Source organism: Adlercreutzia sp. CNCM I-6216 (genome assembly GCF_977113345.1).
Genome location: NZ_CDSBIE010000003.1, coordinates 244,996 through 266,172, shown reverse-complemented (window position 1 = coordinate 266,172; position 21,177 = coordinate 244,996). Strand labels below are relative to the sequence as shown.

Here is a 21,177-nt window from a genome sequence, read left to right as displayed (position 1 = left end):
ATCGTCGTCGTTTCGCGTTTGCGCATTTGGGTGCGCAAAATCAGGGCAATAAAATGCCTGGAAGCTTGCATTATAACGTGAAGAGAAGGGCTGTCCAACAGGTAATTTGCCCTTGTTGACAGATGTTGAGCGGACAAATCAGCAGATCATTTGGCAAGTAGAGCGCCTTTACCGTTGCTGAACTGGCATTTTCTCGCAGAATCCGCATGGCACCGTCGCAAAGGCAACAAATATGGTTCTTGAACAATCGGCGCCCTACGGCCGTTTTCGCTGATGAGCGGAGTCATCTTTACTCCACGCCCACGCCGCCCTAGTCGATGACTCGCTTGGCGAAGTCGGGGGCGAAGTAGTCGAAGGTGGCGCGCATGACGCGGCCGCCTCCGGTGGAGGCGTGGATGTACTCGCCATCGCCGGCGTAAATGCCCACATGATAGACGCCCGAGCCGCTTCCCCAGAACAGAAGATCGCCGGGCACCAGCTCGTCCAGCGAGACGCCCGTGCCCAGCGCGCTCTGCTCGGCGGCCGTGCGCGGCAGCTCGCGCCCGAGGGCGTGGGAGAACACCCAGCGGGTGAACCCGGAGCAATCGAAGCCCGAAGGCGTCGTGCCCCCATAGGAGTACGGCACCCCGAGCTGCGCATCAGCTTCGGCAACGACCGACTGCCGCCGGCCCTCGAGCGCCTCAGCCTCGGCTTGGGCGGCCGCCTCGTCGGCCACGCCTCCAACGTAGTCGCGAATATCTTCGGCGAAGCTTTCCACTTTGGTAAAGGGGCTTTCCACCTCCGATGCATAGGCCGGAGTGTGGGCGAAGGCGGTGCACAACGCCGCCAGAAGAGCAGCCGCGACAATCATCCCCGCGGCCTTGGTGTGCGCTTTGAACATAACCATGGGGCCGAAGCCTAAAGGAGGAAGACGCGCCCGCCAACCCCCTCCACAACTTGCCCGCCTTCAGTTCACGCCCTGTGCGCGAGAACTAAACCGAACCCCCACGCCCCGTTCACGGGTTCGCCATTCATGACAAAGGCAATTAGAAGAAAGGGGGAGCCCGGCGGAGACGCGGGGTGCCCTGACCGAGCGAGTTCCGCAGCGACTGGAACAGCCCAGTGGGCTGTTCCACCAAGCGAGGACTGTCTGAGCGAATCAGGGTACCCCGCGGCTCCGCCCCCGGAAGCCTCGCAACTACACCTCGCGCGGCACCTCCCCGGTCTCCAGCAAGTTCAGCAGCTGCGCCTCGTCCAGCACAGGCACCCCCAGCGCCACCGCCTTGTCGTACTTCGAGCCCGCGTTCTCCCCCGCCACGACGAAGCTCGTCTTCTTCGACACCGACCCCGACACCTTGGCCCCCATGGCCTTCAGGCGCGCCCCGGCCTCGTCGCGGGTCATGCCCGAGTGCGTAAGCGTCCCCGTCAGCACGAAGGTAAGGCCCGCCAGCACCTGGGGCACCTCCTCGCCGGGAGCCGCTGCCTCATCGGCCATGGTCACGCCGGCCGCGCGCAACCGCTCGATGACCGACACGTTGTCCGGCGTGCGGAAGAACAGCCACATGCCGTGGGCCACCTTCGGCCCCACGCCGTAAATGCCCGCCAGCTCGTCCTCGCCCGCCGTCGAAAGCGCGTCCATGGAAGGGTATGCCGCCGCAATGGCCTCGGCCGTGGTCTTGCCCACGTGCCGGATGCCCAGCCCGAACAGCACGCGCGCGAAGGTGCGGCCCTTCGACGCCTCAATGGCCGCGACGAGCTTCTTCGCCACCGTGTGTCCGAGGCGCACCGGCTCCCCGTCGGCCTTCACGCGGCCCATGTCCAAGCTCGCCAGCTCCTCCTCGGACAGCGAGTAGTAGTCGGCCACATCCGCCACGCGCCCGCTCTCCACGAGTCGCGAGACGATCTCCTCCCCCATGCCGTCGATGTCGAGCGCCCCGCGGCTCGCCCAATGCAGCAGCCGCTCCAGCGCCTGGGCCGGGCAGTCGATGGAGATGCAGCGGAACGCCACCTCCCCCGGGTCGCGCACCACGGGGCTGCCGCAGCTCGGGCACACGCTCGGCATCTCCCAGATGCGCGCCTCGGGGCTGCGCAGGGAAAGCACCGGCCCCAGCACCTCGGGGATGACATCGCCCGCCTTCCGCACGATAACCGTGTCGCCCACGCGCACGTCCTTGCGGTGCACCTCGTCCAGGTTGTGCAGCGTCGCCCGGGCCACCGTGGAGCCGGCCACCACCACGGGCACCAATTCCGCCACCGGCGTGAGCGCGCCGGTGCGCCCCACCTGCACGGTGATGTCGCGCAGAAGCGTCGTCTTCTCCTCGGGCGGGAACTTGAACGCGATGGCCCAGCGCGGCGCGCGGGCCGTAAAGCCCATGGCACGCTGGCGGGCGAAGTCGTTCACCTTTACCACCACGCCGTCGATCTCGTAGGGCAGCGACTCGCGCCGATCCAGGCACTCGCGGCAGAAGCCGCGCACTTCCTCGGCGGTGGCGCACAGCCGCACGTCCGGGTTCACGTGGAAGCCTGCCTTCCGCAGCCACTGCAGAAGCTCCCACTGACCCTCCACTTCCAAGGCGCCGTCGTCGGCGATGGCGTACATAAAGGTAGAGAGGTCGCGCATCTTCGTCACGGCCGGATCCTTCTGGCGCAGCGAGCCGGCGGCGGCGTTGCGCGGGTTCGCGAACGGGGCACGGCCTTCCTCCTCGGCGGCGGCGTTCAAGGCCTCGAAGCTCTTCTTCGGCATGTACACCTCGCCGCGCAGCTCCAGCGTCTCCACCCCCGGCGCGATGGCACCGCGTGCCTCGTCGCGCAGGCGCAAGGGCACGTCGCGCACGGTGCGCATGTTCACGGTCACATCCTCGCCGGTGGTGCCGTCGCCGCGGGTGGCCGCCCGCACGAGCACGCCGTCCTCGTAGGTGAGCGCAATGGAGCTGCCGTCGATCTTCAGCTCGCAGCACAAAGGCGGAAGCGAGCCGCCGCAGGCCTCGGCGGTGCGCTCCATCCACTCGTCAAGCTCGTCCAAATCCATGGCATTGTCGAGCGAGTACATGCGACGCTCGTGCACCACCGGCGCGAACTGCTCGCCCACATACCCGCCGACCCGCTGGGTGGGCGAGGAGGCCGTCACCAGCTCCGGGTGCGCCGCCTCTATCTCGCGCAGCTCCCGCATGAGCGAGTCGAAGGCCGCGTCCGAGATGGTGGGGGCGTCCAGGGCGTAGTACTGGTAACTGTGGTGCTCGATCTCGCGCCGGAGCGCCTCGGCCCGCGCCGCCGGATCGCTCGTCGCCTTCGCCAGGTCCGCCCCGTCGAACAACGGGTTCTGTTCTGCGTCCATGCCATTCGCCTTTCTCGGATTACGCCAATCCTGTCTTTTCATCTCGGGAAATCGCAGGGCCGGTTTCGGGCAAGAATTTCGAGTTGTTAGAGTTTTGCCCTTCCCTCAGCTCTCCCTTCAAGGCACCCTATCGTAGAAATGTTGGGATTTTGCGGAAACCTAGGAGCGAATTCGGAGAAACAGAGCTTCCCAAAGTCTAACAACTCGAAATTTTCGCCAAAAACACGCCTCCGCTTCTCCCAGAGAGTCAATTGATCCTGCCGGGGTAACAAAGAGGCCCGGAAGCGTTTCCGGGCCTCGTCGGTCGCCGCGCCTATGGTATCACTGGCACGGCCGTAGTGCTGCCAACTCCTCGCCTAGCGGGCATCGCTTCCCAAGGGTGCGACTCCCCAACGGCGCATCGCACTTCCTAGTGGGTGTGGGCCACGATGGTCGCCTGGGGCAGCGACACGCCGTAGACGGCCATCTGCACGCCGCGGGCCATCAGGAAGAAGCCCAGGAACAGCGCGAAGGTGCCCGGCCACAGGAAGAAGGCGATGCCGCAGAACAGCGACACGATGCCGGCGAACAGCACCCAGCCCCAGCCGGGAAGCGCGTCGCGGAAGCGGACGGCGGCCACAATCTCGAAGATGCCATAGGCCACGACGAAGATGCCCATGACCCAGGGGATCACCACGGCTGACGCTATGGGGTGCACGATGAACAGCACGCCCAAAATGATGTCGCAGATGGCGTAGGCGAGCGCCCAGCCGGACAGCCCCTCGGCCTCGCGGTACTTGAAGTAAGCGTAGGCGTCCACGATGCCCGCGGCCAGAAACATGCAGCCGGCGATGACGGCGATGCTCACCAGCGTGAGCCCCGGCACCATAAGCAGCACGAACCCGATGATGACCAGGGCAATGCCCGCGGCGAACAGGCCCCAGTTGCGTCCTACCTTGATGTCCATGATAATCACAACTCCTTAACCCTTTGACGATCTGCCATCGCAGTGTGTTACGGTGACGATATTCATTCTAGAAGCGGGAATGTGAGAATTACGCCGCGCGCCCCTCCCGTTTCCGACAGGATTGCGCTGCGTTGGCGCTGCGTTTCATGAGGGTTTCGCTCATTATTTGGAAGGCGGGGAAAAGATGTCCGGGGGAGAAAGCGCGAACGACACGGGAGGCGTGAAAGAGATGGAAGCGACGCATGATACGAGGACAACGGAAAAGGGGCACGACCTGGACGTGGCCCTCAGCCGCAGCAACGCCGAGTTGGCCCGGCTCTTGCCGCACCCGGCCGCCGACGCCAACAAATACACCCGCGGGCATTTGAGCCTCGTGGCCGGCTCGGCCGCCTACCCGGGAGCGGCCTGCCTGGCGGCCGCGGCCGGCGAGCGGGCCGGCGCCGGCTACACCGAGGTGTTCTGCGCCGGGAAGTCGATGATCACCGTGCGCGGCTGGCGCCCGTCTTTGGTGGTGCGCGACTGGAGAGCGTGGAAGCCGGCCAAGGCGCCCGCGCCCCGGCCGGGTCACCCGACCGCCTGCGTCATCGGCTGCGGCTTCGACGCGGCAGAGACGTCCCTCACCTCGCTTCTTATGGAAACGGTGCGGGGCTGGGAGGCGCCTCTGCTCATCGACGGGGGCGCCCTCGCGCTTCTCGCCAACGCCACCGGATTGCGCCTGGCCCGCGAGCGGGCCGCCGCCGGGCGCGCGACGCTGCTCACGCCCCACGGCGGCGAGGCGGCGCGGCTGGCTCAAGGGGCCCGGGAGGCCCTGGAAGAGGCCGAGGTCGCAGCGACCCGCGGAACGCGAGGCCCCCTGGAAGGGGTCGCGGACGCCCTATCCGCCGCGGGCCGCGCCACCCTGGCCGAGGCCGCCCCGGCACCGGCTGCCCTGGCCCGCGCGCTCGCCGAGGCCTACGGCGCCGTTGTGGCCCTCAAGGGCCCGGTGACCTTCATCGCCTCGCCCGACGGCACCGCCGAGGTCATGGACCGGGGCACTTCCGCGCTCGCCAAGGCCGGCACCGGCGACGTGCTCGCCGGAATGATCGGCGCCCTGCTGGCCCAAGGGCTCGACCCTCGCGACGCCGCAGCCCTCGGTTGCGCCCTGCACGCCGAGGCGGGGCGGGCCGCCGCGGCAGCCTTCACCGACATCTGCGCCAGCGCCGAGGATCTCGTCACCTTCCTTCCCGAGGCCATCCGCGCCATCGCCCCCTAGGAGATTCGGGGGCCCGTACGCCCGGGCCCGCCCGCACGGGGTTCCCTGGACCCACGGCCCCGCCCGCACAGCTCGCCGCGGCGCCGTTCGCAAGGCGCGCCGCGCCTCCCCTATTGACGAGGGTTAATAGCGAATCTCATCGCATTTGCGGCTTCAAGGCCTTATACTGGGATGTCATCGAGAGCAGAAAGGGGAGGTCGTGCACGCCGTCAAAGTCGACAGCCGCAAGATCATGGCCATTGGCCTGGTCATCGTTGCCGTCTTCGCCGCCGTCGCCATCACGGTGAACCTGTTCTACCTCGGGCAGATTCAGTCCCTCGTGCGCAACACCACGACCACCTCGGTCATGGAGCTGGCAACGACCCGCGCCCACTACCTGGACGAATGCCTCGCCTCCGACCAGAACTCCGTGAAGAGCCTCGCCCACTTCATCGCCGACGTCACTCCGGGAGAGGCCCGCGCCCAGGTGGAGGACTTCATCTCCACCCACGAGGCCGCCGCCGCCTGGATTCGCTCCAAGGACGGCACCACCTGGTGCTCCTCGAGCGAGACCGACCTGTACGACCCGGCCCTGGAAAACGAGCTGTTCGGTCCGGCGCTCGCCGGCGAGACCGGCTCCTCGGAGATGTACCTCGGCCACGCCGGCGAGCGCCGCATCCTCTTCTACGCTCCCATCGTAGACGAGCCCGTCGCCTCCGGCCCCGGGACGACCGCCGCCCCCGCCAATCCCGACGACATTCTCGGCGCCGTCTACGTCTCCTACCCCGCCGACGAGCTGCAGAACTCCTACGGCACCGCCTATTCCAGCGCCGGCGCCACCTTCGTCGTCGACTCCTCCGGCACCATTGTGCTCGACGCCAACCGCGGCGCCGACGAGGCGGTCCAAGGCAGCCTGACCGCCCTCATCAACGACGACGCTGACTCGACCCAGGTCACATCGCTGCTCGCCGGCATCGCCTCCAACACCTCTGGCAGCCTCGTCATGACCCTCGACGGCGCCGACCAGTTCGTTTTCTACACCCCCATCGACGCCAAGAGCGGCTGGTCGCTCGTGACCATCCTGCCGCTTTCGGTGGTGGAATCCGACGGCACCCAGATCGTCGGCATCACCAACCAGATGGTGGCCGTGCTTGCCGTGGCCGTGGCCCTGGCGACGGCGGCCATGGTGGCTCTCATGGTGTACCGGCGCCGCCGCGAGCATCGCTACGAGCAGTACATCCAAAGCGTGTACTCGGCCATCGGCGCCAACATCGACACCGCCATCTTCATCGTCGACCGCAAGGAGCGCCTGGTCGAGGCCGTCTTCGAAAACACCCAGGACATCCTCGGCATTCCGGCCCGCGACTTCTTCGTCCCCAACGAGCTGTCGCCCAACGAGGCCTACACCCACGTGGCCGCCATCGTGCACTCCGGCGCCGGCGACAAGGCGCGCACCTGGGAATTCGAGGCGCACAACCCGGCGCTGGGCCGCTCGCAGTGGCTGCGCATGACGGCACGGCCCGTGATGCTCGCCGAGCGCGAGAAGACCATCTTCTCACTCACCGACGTCACCGCCGACCACGAGATCCGCGCTCGCCTCGAGCGCGCCGCCACCGCCGCCGAGGACGCCAACCGCGCCAAAAGCTCGTTCCTCTCCTCCATGAGCCACGACATCCGCACGCCCATGAACGCCATCCTGGGCTTCTCCACGCTCATCGACCGCGAGGCCGACAACCCCGCCCACGTGCGCGACTACAACCGCAAGATCGCCACCTCCGGCCAGCACCTTTTGGGGCTCATCAACGACGTGCTGGACATGTCGAAGATCGAGGCCGGCAAGACCACCCTGCCGGAAAGCGCCTTCGCCCTTTCCGGCACCGTGGAATCCGTCGAGGCCATGATGCGCCAGCAGACCGATGCCAAGAACCAAGTGTTCACGGTGGAAGTGGACAAGGTCGAGCACGATCGGCTCGTCGGCGACGAGGGGCGGCTGCGCCAGATCCTCATGAACCTTCTCTCCAACGCCATGAAGTACACCCCGGAGGGCGGCCACATCCTCTTCCGCGTCGACGGCTCCGCCAAGCGCCACGGCGAGCTGCAGCACCTGCGCATCATCGTCCGCGACGACGGCATCGGCATGTCGAAGGACTACCTCGCCACCATCTTCGACTCGTTCACCCGCGAGGAGTCGAGCCTCACCAACAAGGTTCAGGGAACGGGCCTCGGCATGGCCATCACGAAGAACCTCGTCGATCTTATGGGAGGCACCATCTCCGTGGAAAGCGAGTTGGGGACGGGCAGCACCTTCATCGTCGATCTGGACTTCCCGCCGGCCGGCGACGAGTCGGACGGCAGCGAGGGCGGCGACGGAAAGCGAGCCGGCGACGCCAGCGGGACCGGCGGGAACGCCCTGGCGCACAAGCACGTCCTCGTGGCGGAGGACAACGCCCTGAACGCGGAGGTCATCACCGCCATCCTGAACATCCACGATGTCACCTGCGAGGTGGCGGCCAACGGCGAGGAGGCCGTGGCGAAGTTTCAGGAAAGCGCGCCCGGCACCTTCGACATGATCTTCATGGACGTGCAGATGCCCGTAATGAACGGCCACGACGCCGCCCGGGCTATCCGCGCGATGGATCGCCCCGACGCCGGCACCATCCCCATCATCGCCATGACGGCCAACGCCTTCGCCGAGGACGAGCGCCAGGCCCTCGCCTGCGGCATGAACGCCCACGTCGCCAAGCCCATCGACGTCCACGCCCTGGAACGCGTAGTAGCCGAGCTGTCTTAGACGGGCTTTTCGTGGAAGGCGGCCGCGGGGGTGCGCGAGGCGGTCGTCGTGAGGGCGGCCGCCTCGTTTTCGCTTCGTACGCCTGAGCGGGACATGATGCGTTGCACGAAAATGCGCGTTGCGTCGCGCTTGCGAGCAGCTGGAAGGGGATTCTGGCCAAAAACAGGCCGCAGACTGGCAGTTTGGACTTACTTTTTGGCCATCGTACCGTCTGTTGGGAGAGTTCCTTGTAGCTTCTTTGAGTTTTCCCAGCTCAGAGGATCGGAGGTTGCAGCCGTGAAATGAGCTGGGCGATGCCATTACAGCTAGCGGCCCGTTTTTGGCCAAAATGCGGTCCAGAGACCCTTCCAAATGCAGTCGGCGATACTTTTTTGGCCACAGCGCGGGAGGCGGCCCTCGCGGGTGCGAACCGCGCCGCACGACACCCTGGGATTCTACCCAGCCGCAGGCGCTCCCGGGAGGTCGTCCAGCAGGGCGCGGGCGTCCTTGAACTGGCGGGTGAGCTCCTCCATGGGGTCGCGCCGCCGCTCGGTGGCCGCCACCGACTCCTCGGTGATGGCCATGGCGCAGGCCACGGCATCGGTATGGGTGTAGGACAGCGAAAGGGGGATCTCCCGCACGCCCTGCTCGCGGGCCACTTCGCGGGCGCGCCCGGTGAGCACCACGTAGGGGCGCCCCTTGCTCGTGCGGCGCACTTCCACATCGAGCCAGCCGATGCCCTCGGAAAACCCCGTGCCGAGCGCCTTCAGCACCGCCTCCTTGGCGGCGAAGCGCGTGGCGTAGTGCACCTCGGGATGGGCGTGCCCGTCGCAATAGGCCCGCTCGGCGGCAGAGTACACCTTCTCCACGAAGGCCGGCGAGCGATCGATGATCTTGCGCATGCGCGCGATTTCCACGATGTCCACGCCGAGGCCCACTTCCTCGTTGGGCACGTCCATGGCAAGCGCGCCATCGACGACGGCTTGGGGTTTCTTCGATCGGGCCACTCCATCTGCCTTTCAGATCATCGGGGATACGCAAAGGCGCCGCCTCGGGATCGAGCGCGGCGCCGAAAGAGACTCATAGCTATTCGACCGTCACCGATTTCGCGAGATTGCGGGGCTGGTCCACGTCGCAGCCGCGTTTGACGGCCACGGCGCGCGAGAGCAGCTGCAAGGGCACGCTGGCCGTGATGGGCGAGAAGGCGTCGCGCACCTTCGGCACGTAGATGACGTGGTTGGCGTGCTTGGCGATTTCCTCGTCGCCCTCGGTGGCCACGGCGATGATGCAGGCACCGCGGGCCCGGGACTCTTGTAAATTCGACACCACCTTGTCGTAAACGGGACTCTTCGTCGCGATGGCCACCACGGGGAATCCCTCGTCGATAAGGGCGATGGGGCCGTGCTTCATCTCGCCGGCGGCGTAGGCCTCGGCGTGCAGGTAGCTGATCTCCTTCATCTTAAGGGCGCCCTCGTAGCTGGTGGCGGCCCCCATGCCCCGGCCGATGAACAGGGCGCTTGTCGCGTCCACCATGGCGTCGGCCGCCGCCTCCACCGCCGGATCGCAGTCGGCGAGGATGCGCTCGACCTGCTCGGCGGTATCGGCCAGCTCGCTGAACAGAAGCTTGATCTGCCGGCCGGTCAGCCGGCCCACCGCCTGGCCGAGCAGCATCGCCAAAAGCGTGAGGGAGACGACCTGCCCCAAAAAGCTCTTCGTGGAGGCCACGGCGATCTCCTTGTTGGCTTTGGTGTAGATGACGCCGTCGGATTCGCGGGCCACCGGGCTTCCCACCACGTTCGTGATGCCGAAGACCTTCGCCCCCTTCACGCGGGCGTCGCGGATGGCGGCCAGCGTGTCGGCCGTCTCGCCCGATTGCGATACGGCCACGACCAGCGTCGTGGGCGTGATGATGGGATTGCGGTAGCGGAACTCGCTGGCGACCTCCACCTCGCAGGGGATGCGCGCCCAGCTCTCGATGAGGTTCTTGGCGATAAGGCCCGCATGGTAGGAGGTGCCGCACGCAATAATGTAGACGCGATCGACCAGGTTGAGCTCGGCCGGCGTCATGTCCAGCTCGTCGATGACCAGCGAGCCGGCAACCAGGCGGCCGGCCAGCGTATCGCGGATGACGCGGGGCTGCTCGTGAATCTCCTTCAGCATGAAGTCGGGGTAGCCGCCTTTTTCGGCGACGTCGAGATCCCAATCGACATGGGTGACGTCGGGCTTAATGGGGTTGCCGGCCTCGTCGTAGTACTTGATGCCATCGGGGCGCAGGCGCGCCATCTGCCCGTCGGCGAGCACCACCACATCGCGCGTGGCGTCGATCATCGCGATGATGTCGGAGGCCACGTAGCTGCCGGTCTCGCCGCAGCCCACCACGATGGGGGAATCCTTGCGGCAGGCGATGATCGTGCCCGGCTCGGCATCGGCCATGACGGCCAGGCCGTAGGCCCCGACGAGCCGCGCGGCCGCCTCGGCCACCGCCGCACGCAGGTCGCCGGTGCCTTCGGCGAGCATGCGGTGGTAGGACTCCTCCACGAGGTGCGCCACCACCTCGGTATCCGTCTCGCTCTTGAAGACGTGCCCGCGACCGACGAGCTCCTCGCGCAGCTCGGCGAAGTTCTCGATGATGCCGTTGTGCACCACGGCGATGTCGCCGGAGCACGAGGTGTGCGGGTGCGCGTTGGCCTCGCTCGGCTTGCCGTGAGTGGCCCAGCGGGTGTGCCCGATGCCGCAGGTGCCCGTCATTTCGAAGTGGCCGAGGGTGTGCGCGAGCTCGGCCACCTTGCCCTTGCGCGTGATCACCTGAATGCCGCCGTCCTGCTCCACGGCCACACCCGCCGAGTCGTAGCCGCGGTATTCCATGCGGGTGAGCCCCTCCACCAGGATGGGAGTGGCGCTCGCCTCACCGGTATAGCCGACGATTCCGCACATAGATGCTCCTTTATCGAAAGCGGGCGGCACGAGGCCGCCCTCACTCATTTGCCGGTTCGCTATTGTACCGAAGGGGCGCCGTCCCCGGCCGCCTTCCACGAAAAGCGCGGAGCTACCCGCGGATCTCGGCTCCGGTGGCCTTTTCCACCTTTGACACGAGCTTGCCGTGGGCGCGCTCCACTTCCTCGCTGGTCAGCGTGCGATCGGGGGCGCGGTACACGAGGCTGTAGGCCATGGACTTCTTGCCGGCGCCCACGCGCTCCGCATCGCGGTACACGTCGAACAGCGCCACGGATTCCAGAAGCTTCCCGCCGGCCGAGGTCATCACCTGGACCATCTTCTCGTGGGGCACGTCCTCGGCCACCACGAAGGCCTGATCCACCGTGACGGCCGGGAAGGTGGGCACGTCCACGTAGTCGCGGGCCGGACGGGCCGCGCGCACGAGGGCCGCCACGTCCAGCTCGAAGGCCACCACGGGCGGCTCGGCCCCGAAGGCGTCGACCACGAGCGGATGAACCTCCCCCACCCAGCCGACGACCGCGCCGTTGGCCATCATCTCGGCGGCGCGGCCCGGCTGCAGCTGCGGGGCCTCATCGGCGGAAAGCGCCCGGAAGCGCACTTTGGGCAGCGCCAGCTCGCGGGCCAGGTTCTCCAGCACGCCCTTGGCGTCGAAGAAGTCGAAGGGCACCGCTGGCGCGTTCCACGCCCCGTCGCGCATGGAACCGGCCAGAACGCCGGCGAGCTTCTTGCGCTCCTTGGCCTTCTTGCGTCCCTCGGCGGCGGCGAACACCGTGCCGATCTCGTAAAGCTGGATGTTCTTCACGCCGCGGGCCTGGTTATAGGCCACCGAGCGCAGAAGCCCGGGAACGATGGACTGGCGCATGACCGACATGTCGGCGTTCAGCGGGTTCAGAAGCTCCACGGCCAGGCCCAGCCCCTCGGCGGGCAGGCGCAGCCGCTCGATGTCGCCGGGCTCGGCGAAGGAGTAAGTCATGGTCTCATTCATGCCGGAGGCGCGCAGGGTGTCGTTGATCACGCGCACCGTCTCCTGCTCCGGCGTGCGCGCGCCCACGCGCTCGCGGCCGCCGGGCAGCGTCGGGGGGATGCGGTCCATGCCCCACAGGCGCAGCACTTCCTCGTACAAGTCGATCTCGCGCTCCAGGTCGGGACGGAAGGTGGGCGGCAGCACCGAGAGCACGGAGGCGTCGTCAGTGGCCTCAACGGCACAGCCGAGGCGCACGAGAATGTCCTCAATGAAGTCGGCGGGAATGTCGGCCCCCATCATGGCCACAAAGCGCGGGATGCGGAAGATGAGCTCCGGACGGGCGGTGGGAAGCTCGTAGACGTCCACCACCCCGGGGCGCACCGTGCCCCCGGACACCTCGGCCAGAAGGGCCGCCGCGGCCTGGGAGACCACTTCGCACAGATGATCGTCCACACCGCGCTCGTAGCGCATGGAGGCCTCGGAGATAAGGCCCAGATTGCGGCTCGTGCGGGAGGTGCGGCCGCGCTCGAAGGCGGCGGACTCCAAAAGCACGCAGGTGGTCTCCTCGGTGACCTCGCTGTTCTCGCCGCCCATGACGCCGGCGAGCGCCACGGCGCGCTCGGGTGTGGCGATGACCGTCATGTCCTCGGTGAGCGCGCGGTCCTCGCCGTCCAGGGTGGTAAGGTGCTCGCCGTCGGCGGCGGCGCGCACGACGATATGGGCGCACCCGTCAGCGCTGGCCACTTTCGCGAAATCGAAGGCGTGCAGCGGCTGGCCGTAGAGGTACAGGATGTAGTTCGTCACGTCCACGACGTTGTTGATGGAACGGCCCCCGGCGGCGGTCACGCGCTCGGCGAGCCATTCGGGCGAGGGCCCCACCTTCACGTTGTCGATGACCCGGGCGGTGTAGCGCGGGCAGCGCGCGGCATCGGGCACCTCAACGGTGACGGCGCCGGCCACGTCCTCGCCGGCAGTGACGGCGGGCAGCTTCTCCACATCGGCAGCCAGCGGCCAGGTCACCGGCTGCTGGTACATGGCGCCCACCTCGCGGGCCATGCCCACCATAGACAGGCAGTCCGGCCGGTTCGGCGTGATCTCCAGGTCGAGCACGGTATCTCCCGCGCCCATGAAGTCCGCCATGGGCTGGCCGACGGGCGCGTCATCGGGAAGCACCCAGATGCCGGAGTGGTCCTGCCCCAGCCCCAGCTCGCGCTTCGAGCAGCACATGCCGCAGCTCACCACCCCGCGCAGCTTCGACTTCTTGATCTTGAAATCGCCGGGCAGCACCGCGCCCACGAGCGCCACGGGCACCTTGATGTCCGCCGCGATGTTCGGCGCCCCGCAGACGATCTGCACGGGTTCCTCGGCGCCCACATCCACCGTCACCACGTGCATGTGGTCGGAATCCGGATGCGGCTCGCAGGTGAGCACGTGTCCCACCACAACGCCCTCGAAGGCCTCGCCGGTCTTCTCCACGCCTTCCACGCCCGTGCCCGTCAAATCGAGCCGGTCGCAGAACGCCTTCAAATCCTCCGGCACCGCCGTATACTCAGAAAGCCACTTCAAAGATACTTTCATACTGATTTCTTTCTCTTAATCGCCTGCTTCTTATGGCAACTAGTTTTCCGACTGCTCACTATCCATTCCCTGCCATGGAAATGTGTAGAGGGATTTCGGGTGGTGCTCACCAAGCGAGTTCCGCAGCGAACGGAAATGCCCAGTGGGCATTTCCGCCGAGCGAGGACTGTCTGAGCGACTGAGCACTGCCCGGAAGCCCGACCCCGGCAGAGTCACAGCTAGAATTGTCGCAGGAACCGCATATCGCCCTCAAGCAGCATGCGCAGATCGGGCACGTCGTACTTCAGGCAGGCGATGCGCTCCACCCCCATGCCGAAAGCGAACCCCGAGTACTCCTCCGGGTCGATGCCGCTCATGGAAAGCACGTTCGGGTCCACCATGCCACAGCCCAAGATCTCGATCCAGCCGGTGCCCTTGCACATGCGGCAACCCTCGCCGTGGCAGATGCCGCAGCTCACGTCCGCCTCGGCCGAGGGCTCTGTGAACGGGAAGTAGTGGGCGCGGAAGCGCGTCTTGCGCTCGGGCCCGAAGATCTGCTTGCACACGTAGTCGAGCGTGCCCTTCAGGTCGCCGAAGGTGATGCCGCGATCCACCACGAGCCCCTCGATCTGGTGGAACTGCGGCAGATGCGACGGGTCGGCCACATCGCGGCGGTACACCTTGCCCGGGGCGATCATGTAGATGGGCAGATCCCAGTCCTCCATGACGTGCACCTGCACGCCGGAGGTCTGGGTGCGCAGCAGCACGTCGGACTCGCCGCGCACCCGCGAGGTGTCGCCGGACAGGTCGTGCACGTAGAAGGTGTCCTGCATGGAACGGCTCGGATGGTCGGCCGGGGCGTTCAGGGCCGTGAAGTTGTAGTAGTCGGTCTCGATCTCCTCGCCTTCCACCACTTTGTAGCCCAGGCCCAAGAAGATGTCGGACACCTCATCGATGATGCCGTTGATGAGATGGCGGGTACCCACCTGCTGGGCGCGGCCGGGCAGCGTCACATCCACGGCCGCCGCCCCCATGGCCGCCTCAAGCTCGGCGGCATCCAGCGCCGCCTTGCGGGCGGCCAGCGCCTCTTCCACTTCCACGCGGGCCGCGTTCACGGCCTTGCCCACGCTCGCGCGCTCTTCAGCGGGCACCTGGCCCATGGATCTCAAATACCCGGTCAGTGTGCCGGACTTGCCCAGCACCGCCACGCGCACCGCCTCGAGCGCCGCCGACGTGTCCGCCGCGGCGATTTCGGCCAAGGTGCGCTCGCGCAGCGCCGCCAACTCCTCTGCGATTGCCATAAGGTTCGCCTTTCTTCTCGAGCCAACAAAAAGAGCCTTCTTCCGTCCCGCCTGGGGCCGCTTGCGGCTTACCAGGAATCCAAGGACGGGAGAAGGCTCTCGCGGTACCACCTCGGTTGGCAACGCTCCAGCGACCCGAAGGGAATCGCAGTGCGGCGTCGCCCGCTTGTTCGCGCTCTGTGACGGGAGCACCCGGCACCCCTACTGGTCGCCTCGCCCGTGGGCGTTCGCGTTCGGAAATGCTGCTCGGAAGGGAATAAGACGCACCCAGGGGGTCGGGCTCTCTCAGCCGGTGAAGCCCTTCTCTGGCGACCGTGACGCGCGTCCGCTGTCTTCGTCATCGCATGTAACGCCACAGTATAGCGCACTTCGAGGCGGAGCGAGCGCAGAACTTTCCCGCGCCCGACAGACGGAAAGCGGGCCGCGGGCGTACGAAGGCAGACGGGAAGCGGGCTCCGGCGAGCCGCGAAGAGGCGCGGCGCTCCAGTGGCGCGGCGAGGCGCCCTACAGGAAGCGGTACTTGACGGTGCGCAGGCCCCAGGCGCGGCAGCTGGAGAAGCCGAAGGCCTTCCACACGCCCGGCTGCAGATCGAGGACGCGGGAACCGCCGCCCATGGAGCCGCAGTCGTTCACCGTGGCATACACGGTCTGACCGCCGTAGACGATTTCCACCGTACGTCCGAAATAACTGCGGTAGTTCGGCATCGATTTGGGCACCGCCACACCCATGGAGTTGTCGTCGCAGACGGCGCCGGTGGACGTGGTACCGGGGTTCGGCGTGTTCGGATCGGTGCTGCCGCCGTAGGCCGAGGCCACGCCTGAAAGCCACCCTTCCTCCGACGAGCCGCCCGACGAGCCCGAGTTGCCGGAGCCGCCGGAGCTGCCGGAATTCCCCGATGATCCTGAGCTGCCGGAATCGCCAGAGCTACCCGACGAGCCGCCGTTATCGGAGGGGCCCTCGTCGTCGGAGACCACCGGCTCGCGATCGCCCGTATTGGCGTCGGGGCTCTCCTGCACGGCCGCGGCCGCCGCTGCGGCGGCCTCCTCTTCCTGCTTGCGCAGGGCCTCGGCCTGAGCGGCGAGCTCGGCCAGACGGGCCGCGTGCTCCTCCTGAGCGCCCTCCAGGCGGGCCGTGGCATCCTCCACGACGCTTTGGGCCTCGGCGCGCTTGGCCTCCTGGGCCGCCAACGCCTCTTCCTGCTCGTTCTTCTGGGCGTTCAGCTCGTCGCTCACGTCGTCGAAGGCGCGCTTGCGCTCCTTCTGCTCGGCCACCTCGTCGGCCTGATAGGACATGATCTGAGTGACGTACTCCATGTTGCGGAGCAACTCGTCGAAGTTCTTCGAATCAAGGATGAGGCCCAAAAGCCCCATGGAACTGCCGTCGCGGTACTCGCCCACGGCCACCTGGCCTAAAGCCGCGCGCCCCTCGAGCATGGCCTGCTGGGCCTCCATGGCCGCCGCCGCCGTCTCGTCGATCTTGGTCTGCAGCTCGGCCACCTCGGCGGTGAGCTGCTCGTACTCGCTATTGATCTGGGCCATGCGGGATTCGGCCTCATCCAGCGTGGCCTGCGCCGCATCCACGGCAGCCTGAGTGTCGTCGGCAGGATCGGCCGCAGCCGGAACCGCGCCGATGCCGACGAGGGAGAAGGCGAGCAACAGGGCGAGAAAGACCCTCGTCGCTTTTCCTTTTCCGAACGCTCGCTGTGCCAAGGTTTCCCTTCCGTTCTGCCATTACGCCGCAGCTTGCACCGGGCGAACATGCCGACCGGTGCGCTGCATCGCTCCATCTTCCCCAAATCGACCGACCGAGGCAAGCGTCTTGCCGAAAAAGACACGAGCCGTCGACTCCTTGTCCATGGAGCATAACACTTTTTGACCATAATGCAAATACTTGTTCGTATTATTATTGCAATTTATTCAGTGTTCCGTTATACTGCGCCAAAAGTAAGAGAAAGGAGCGGCCATGCACGCCATGGTAACGGCCCGAGTGCCCCTGGAAATCCGCGACCAGGTGAACGCGAAGCTGCGGTCCATCGGCTCGTCCCCCACCGAGCTGGTGAATGCCGCCTACGATTACGTACTCGCCACCGGCGAGCTGCCCGATGCGCAACGGGGAGAATCTCCCCTTCGCATCACCCTCACGGACGCCCAGGCCAACGAGCTGCGCTTCCGCTTGCGCCAGGCCACGCGCCCCGTACCGGCGTCGTTCTGGGAGGCCCGCGACGGCGCGCCCGCAACCAGGGAAGGAGAATAGCCATGCGCCTGCTCATCGATAGCGACGTTCTGCTCGACTTCATCGGCGAGCGCGAGAGCACCGCCGCCGCCTGGGTGAAGCTCCATGCCATGGAGCTGGCCGGGGCCGCGGAGCTGTGGGTCTCCGCCGAGGCCTTCGGAGAGGTGCGCACCGCCCTCGCCGAGGCCCTCTCCGACCACGACGCCCGCTCGGCTTTGCGTTCGGCCATGGCGTTTCTGTCCGTGTGCTCGATCGACGGCCCCGACGTGCGCTTCGCCCTGGAACACGAGGGGCTGCCCTATCACGCGGCCCTCACCGAATCCTGCGCCCGCAAGCTGCAGGCCGACTTCATCGTCACCCACGGCGGCGAGGTATCCGTCTCCCGGGCCGTGCGCCGCGTGGCCCCCGACGAGCTGTTCAGCGTGCTTGAGGCGGAGCAGGGCATCGTCTTCGACGTCATCGACTTCTAGCGGGGAACCATGATCGACGAAATCCAAGTGAAGGACGTGGCCCTCATCCGCGAGGCCTCCCTTTCGCCCTCCCCCCGTCTCACCGTCCTCACTGGCGAGACGGGCGCCGGAAAGACGGCGCTCGTCAGCGCCGTGAAGCTGCTCGTCGGCGAGCGCGCCGACAGCTCCTGCGTGCGCGAGGGGGCAAAAAACGCCGAAGTGCGGGGACGCCTGTTCCCTTCCGATCCCACCGCCGAAGAGCTCGTCGCGGTGCGCAAGGTCAGCGCCGACGGCCGCAGCCGCGCCACGATAAACGGCGCCATGGCCAGCGTGTCGGAGCTCGCGCGCACGGTGGGGCCGCTGGTGGAGCTCTGCGGACAGCACGAGTACCAATCGCTGCTGAAGCCGGCAGAGCACGGCCGCATCCTCGATGGTTGGGCCGATCTGGAAAGCACCGTAGGGGCGGCCTTTCGCGAGGCCCTCGCCGATGCCCGTGCCGCCGAGACGGCCCTGGAAGAGCTGAGGGCAACGGCGAGCGCCTCCAACACCCAGCTGGAGGAGGCACGCTTCACGCTGCAGCAGATAGAGGCGGTGAACCCCGAGGGCGGCGAGTACGAGGAAACGCGCGACTGGCTCGCCCGGGCCGAGCACGCCGAGGTGCTCGCCCGCAACTCCCACGGGGCCGCCGAGGCGCTCTCCGGCGACGGCGGCGCGCTGGACGCCCTGAACACGGCCATCTCCCTCATCGAGGAGGCCTCCCGGGCCGACGAGTCGCTGGCCCCCTTCGCCGCGTCGCTGAGGGAAATCTGCTTCGTCGTGGAGGACGTCTCCCGGGATATGGCCGGCTACTGCGACGCCATCGATTTCGACGGCGAGTCTCTGGCCGCGGCCCAGAAGCGCATGGGGCAGCTCATGGGGCTCATGCGCTCCTTCGGTCCCACCATGGAGGCCGTCTTCGAGCGCTGGGACGAGGCGGCGGCCCTCGTCGGGCTCGTCGACGACGCCGACGAGAACCTGGCCCGCGCCGAGGCGGCCGCGGAAGCGGCCGAAAGCGCCCTCGCCGAAGCGGCGGCCGCCTATGATGCAGCCCGCATCGAGGCCGCGCCGCGGTTCGCGGCGGCGGTCAACGAGGTGCTCGGACGCCTGGAGATGGGGACGGCGGCGCTGGTGTGCACGGTGGAGCCGCTGCCCCGCGAAAGCTGGAGCGCCGCGGGCAGCGCAAGCGTCGTCTTCGAGTTCAAGCCCGGCGCCTCCATGCAGCCGCGCCCCTTGGCCCGCATCGCCTCCGGAGGCGAAATCAGCCGCGTCATGCTGGCCATCAAGGTGGCTTTGGGCGCAAAGGACGGCACGGAGACCCTTATCTTCGACGAGGTGGACGCCGGCGTGGGCGGAAGCACCGCCAATGCGCTCGCCGCCGTGCTGGCGGAGCTGGCGGAAAGCCACCAGGTCATCGCCATCACGCATCTGGCCCAGGTGGCTGTGCTCGCCGATACCCACTACACCGTGACGAAAACCGCGGGCGACGCGCCCGAAACGGTTCTGACCCCGGTGGAGGGCGACGAGCGCGTGGCCGAAGTGGCGCGCCTGTTGTCGGGCACCGCCACCGAGACCTCCCTCGCCCACGCCCGCGAACTCTTGGGGCAGTAACGCCTATTCCGCTGCCTGCTGGGCCGCCAGCTCTTGGGCGAGGGCCTTGGCGTCATCGTAGGCCAGAAGCTGGTCGATGGTCACGAACTTGTAGCCCTCGGCGCGCAGCTGGGGCAGCGCGATCTTCAGCGCCTCGATGGTCTGACTCCGATCGCCGCCGCCGTCGTGCATGAGCACGACATCCCCTGGCTTCGCCGACAGCAGGCGCTCCGCAATGGCGTCGGCGCCCGGTCGCCGCCAGTCCTCGGTGTCCACGTTCCAGCCGATCTCGCCCGTGATGTAGGGCTGCAAGTTCCAGATGATCTCGTCGTGGAAGTTGCCGCCCGGCGAACGGAACACCTTCGACGCCTCGGCGCCCGTCGCATCCGCGATGGCCTGCTGGCCCATCTGCACCTCTTCAATCTGCTTCTCGGGACTCTGGCGCGTCATGTCCACGCCGTTGCCGCCGCCGGTGGCCGCATGGTCGTAGGAGTGGGTGCCGATCTGGTGACCCTCGGCTGCCATGCGCTTGATCGTCTCCACGTAATCGGTCTTATCGGAAATCTGCTCGCCGATCGTGAAGAACGTCGCCACGGCGTCGTTCTCCTTCAGCACGTCGAGCAGTTCCTGGGTCGTGGGCCACGGGCCATCGTCGAAGGTGAGCGCGATGACTTTCTCGCCGTTCGTGTTCGCGTTGTACTTCAGATAGACGTTGTCGGAGCCCTCCTTCACGGTTTCCTCCACCGTCTTGCCCGACACTTTGCCGGTGCGCTTCTCCACCTGGGCCGCCTCACCGGGCACGTACACGTGGATGGCCCCCTCGCCCAGCTCCACCTGGCCCGGGGCCGTCTCCTCGGTAGTTACATCGTATTCCTCGGTCACATCGGCGCCGTCGTCCAGCTGGACCACATCGCCCTTGTGCAGCTCAGTTGCGCCGTCGGTCACCTCATTGCCGTTGACCGTGCCGGCAAAGGCAGCGCCGCCGCCCTCTTCCAGAACCTCCCCGTCGACGGCGAGCAGATTGCCCGGCTGCGGGGAGACGACGCCCTCGGCGATCATGTCGTTCAAGGTCGTCCCCCGATCCACCGTGCGCGTCATGCCGTTGACCGTCACGTTGAACTGCAGCGGGTTCAGATACAGGTACACCCCCACGCCGATGGCGGCCAGAATGACCACGGAGACGATAATGGAGACGACGCTCGCCTTCTTCTTGCCCTTCTTCTTGTAGCGCCCCATATCGGCATAGGGAGCCACCTGGCCATCGGCCTTGGTGGCCGGAACGACCCGCGGGGGCACCTGGGCCGCGTAGCCCGCATAGCCGTGCGGCGACGCCGCCTGGCGAGGCTGGGGCTGGGCCTGCTGATAGGCGTGCGGCTGATAGGACGGCGCCTCATGCAGGCGCGGATCCTGCGTCTGGGCGCCATAGTCCGTCTGCTCGCGAGGCGCTGCCGGCTCCTGCTGCGGGGAAGGGGCCTGCGCTGCCGGCTGGGGGCGCATTTCCGGCGGGACGGCCGCCGACTGCGGCTGCGGTGCTGAGACCCCGTGGGAATGGGGAACCGAGACCGGCACGGAGGCGCCGGGGTGGCGCCGGGTGGGCTTCTTGTGCTGTCGCGGGTTGTTGCGGGGGTTATTCGAACCTTGGGAGGCGGGCTGATCGGGCATCGCTTTATTCCTTAGGAAGTACTTCAGGTGGTGCAGGTGCTTTCTCGCGATTATACGACGAAGTGACGGGGCGTTCACGGCAGAGCAGCTTACATTTCCGTAAAGTTCGCAATCCGTCCCGAATCCACGAAAACTGAACAGCCCGCGCCGTCCCAGAGGGCACTTCCCCG

At 67.1% G+C, this 21,177-nt stretch carries 14 protein-coding genes; 5 read left to right on the top strand and 9 right to left on the bottom strand.

Annotated elements, in window-relative coordinates; genetic code table 11:
• Window positions 1–310 precede the first annotated feature (310 nt).
• From ACYVRU_RS04675 to ACYVRU_RS04665, 3 genes are all read right to left on the bottom strand, one after another.
• The gene (locus tag ACYVRU_RS04675; protein WP_114539869.1) at window positions 311–886 is read right to left on the bottom strand and encodes a C40 family peptidase; all 576 of its coding nucleotides are present in this window, start codon (window positions 884–886) and stop codon (window positions 311–313) included.
• A 291-nt stretch (window positions 887–1,177) separates the two neighbouring features.
• Window positions 1,178–3,313 (bottom strand): NAD-dependent DNA ligase LigA, encoded by a 2,136-nt coding sequence (gene ligA / locus ACYVRU_RS04670; protein ID WP_114539870.1) that lies wholly within the window; start codon window positions 3,311–3,313, stop codon window positions 1,178–1,180.
• Window positions 3,314–3,722: 409 nt separating this feature from the next.
• A complete protein-coding gene (locus ACYVRU_RS04665; protein ID WP_114539871.1) occupies window positions 3,723–4,259 on the bottom strand; it encodes an HdeD family acid-resistance protein in 537 nt (178 codons plus the stop codon).
• 229 nt (window positions 4,260–4,488) lie between these two features.
• Here ACYVRU_RS04665 and ACYVRU_RS04660 point away from each other — a divergent pair, with 229 nt between their 5' ends.
• Together ACYVRU_RS04660 and ACYVRU_RS04655 are read left to right on the top strand one after the other, a co-directional pair.
• Window positions 4,489–5,511, top strand: a complete 1,023-nt coding sequence (locus tag ACYVRU_RS04660) for an ADP-dependent NAD(P)H-hydrate dehydratase (protein WP_452039731.1) — start codon at window positions 4,489–4,491, stop codon at window positions 5,509–5,511.
• 199 nt (window positions 5,512–5,710) lie between these two features.
• Window positions 5,711–8,281 (top strand): ATP-binding protein, encoded by a 2,571-nt coding sequence (locus tag ACYVRU_RS04655; protein WP_452039486.1) that lies wholly within the window; start codon window positions 5,711–5,713, stop codon window positions 8,279–8,281.
• 434 nt (window positions 8,282–8,715) lie between these two features.
• Here the strand turns inward: ACYVRU_RS04655 and acpS are convergent, their stop codons facing one another.
• The 5 genes from acpS to ACYVRU_RS04630 all read right to left on the bottom strand — a co-directional run bounded on the left by acpS (window position 8,716) and on the right by ACYVRU_RS04630 (window position 16,747).
• Window positions 8,716–9,267, bottom strand: coding sequence for a holo-ACP synthase (acpS, locus tag ACYVRU_RS04650; protein WP_241521373.1), 552 nt, complete (start codon window positions 9,265–9,267; stop codon window positions 8,716–8,718).
• Between the two features lie 79 nt (window positions 9,268–9,346).
• The gene (glmS, locus tag ACYVRU_RS04645; protein WP_114549044.1) at window positions 9,347–11,194 is read right to left on the bottom strand and encodes a glutamine--fructose-6-phosphate transaminase (isomerizing); all 1,848 of its coding nucleotides are present in this window, start codon (window positions 11,192–11,194) and stop codon (window positions 9,347–9,349) included.
• Window positions 11,195–11,306: 112 nt separating this feature from the next.
• A complete protein-coding gene (gene pheT, locus ACYVRU_RS04640; RefSeq protein WP_114549045.1) occupies window positions 11,307–13,757 on the bottom strand; it encodes a phenylalanine--tRNA ligase subunit beta in 2,451 nt (816 codons plus the stop codon).
• A 218-nt stretch (window positions 13,758–13,975) separates the two neighbouring features.
• Window positions 13,976–15,037, bottom strand: coding sequence for a phenylalanine--tRNA ligase subunit alpha (gene pheS / locus ACYVRU_RS04635; protein ID WP_022739492.1), 1,062 nt, complete (start codon window positions 15,035–15,037; stop codon window positions 13,976–13,978).
• A gap of 504 nt (window positions 15,038–15,541) precedes the next feature.
• Window positions 15,542–16,747: a coiled-coil domain-containing protein gene (locus tag ACYVRU_RS04630; RefSeq protein ID WP_237974077.1), complete on the bottom strand. Its 1,206-nt coding sequence runs from the start codon at window positions 16,745–16,747 to the stop codon at window positions 15,542–15,544.
• A 253-nt stretch (window positions 16,748–17,000) separates the two neighbouring features.
• On the opposite strand from ACYVRU_RS04630, the gene ACYVRU_RS04625 reads away from it, so the two are divergent.
• The 3 genes from ACYVRU_RS04625 to ACYVRU_RS04615 are packed head-to-tail and all read left to right on the top strand — an operon-like array spanning window position 17,001 to window position 19,366.
• Window positions 17,001–17,291: a hypothetical protein gene (locus tag ACYVRU_RS04625; protein ID WP_022739489.1), complete on the top strand. Its 291-nt coding sequence runs from the start codon at window positions 17,001–17,003 to the stop codon at window positions 17,289–17,291.
• Between the two features lie 2 nt (window positions 17,292–17,293).
• On the top strand, window positions 17,294–17,740 hold the full coding sequence (locus ACYVRU_RS04620) for a PIN domain-containing protein (protein WP_114549048.1): 447 nt from the start codon (window positions 17,294–17,296) through the stop codon (window positions 17,738–17,740).
• 9 nt (window positions 17,741–17,749) lie between these two features.
• Entirely contained in the window at window positions 17,750–19,366 is a 1,617-nt protein-coding gene (locus ACYVRU_RS04615) for a DNA repair protein RecN (RefSeq protein ID WP_114549049.1), read from the top strand.
• A 3-nt stretch (window positions 19,367–19,369) separates the two neighbouring features.
• Here the strand turns inward: ACYVRU_RS04615 and ACYVRU_RS04610 are convergent, their stop codons facing one another.
• Window positions 19,370–21,007, bottom strand: a complete 1,638-nt coding sequence (locus ACYVRU_RS04610) for a polysaccharide deacetylase family protein (protein WP_461185760.1) — start codon at window positions 21,005–21,007, stop codon at window positions 19,370–19,372.
• Window positions 21,008–21,177: the final 170 nt, after the last annotated feature.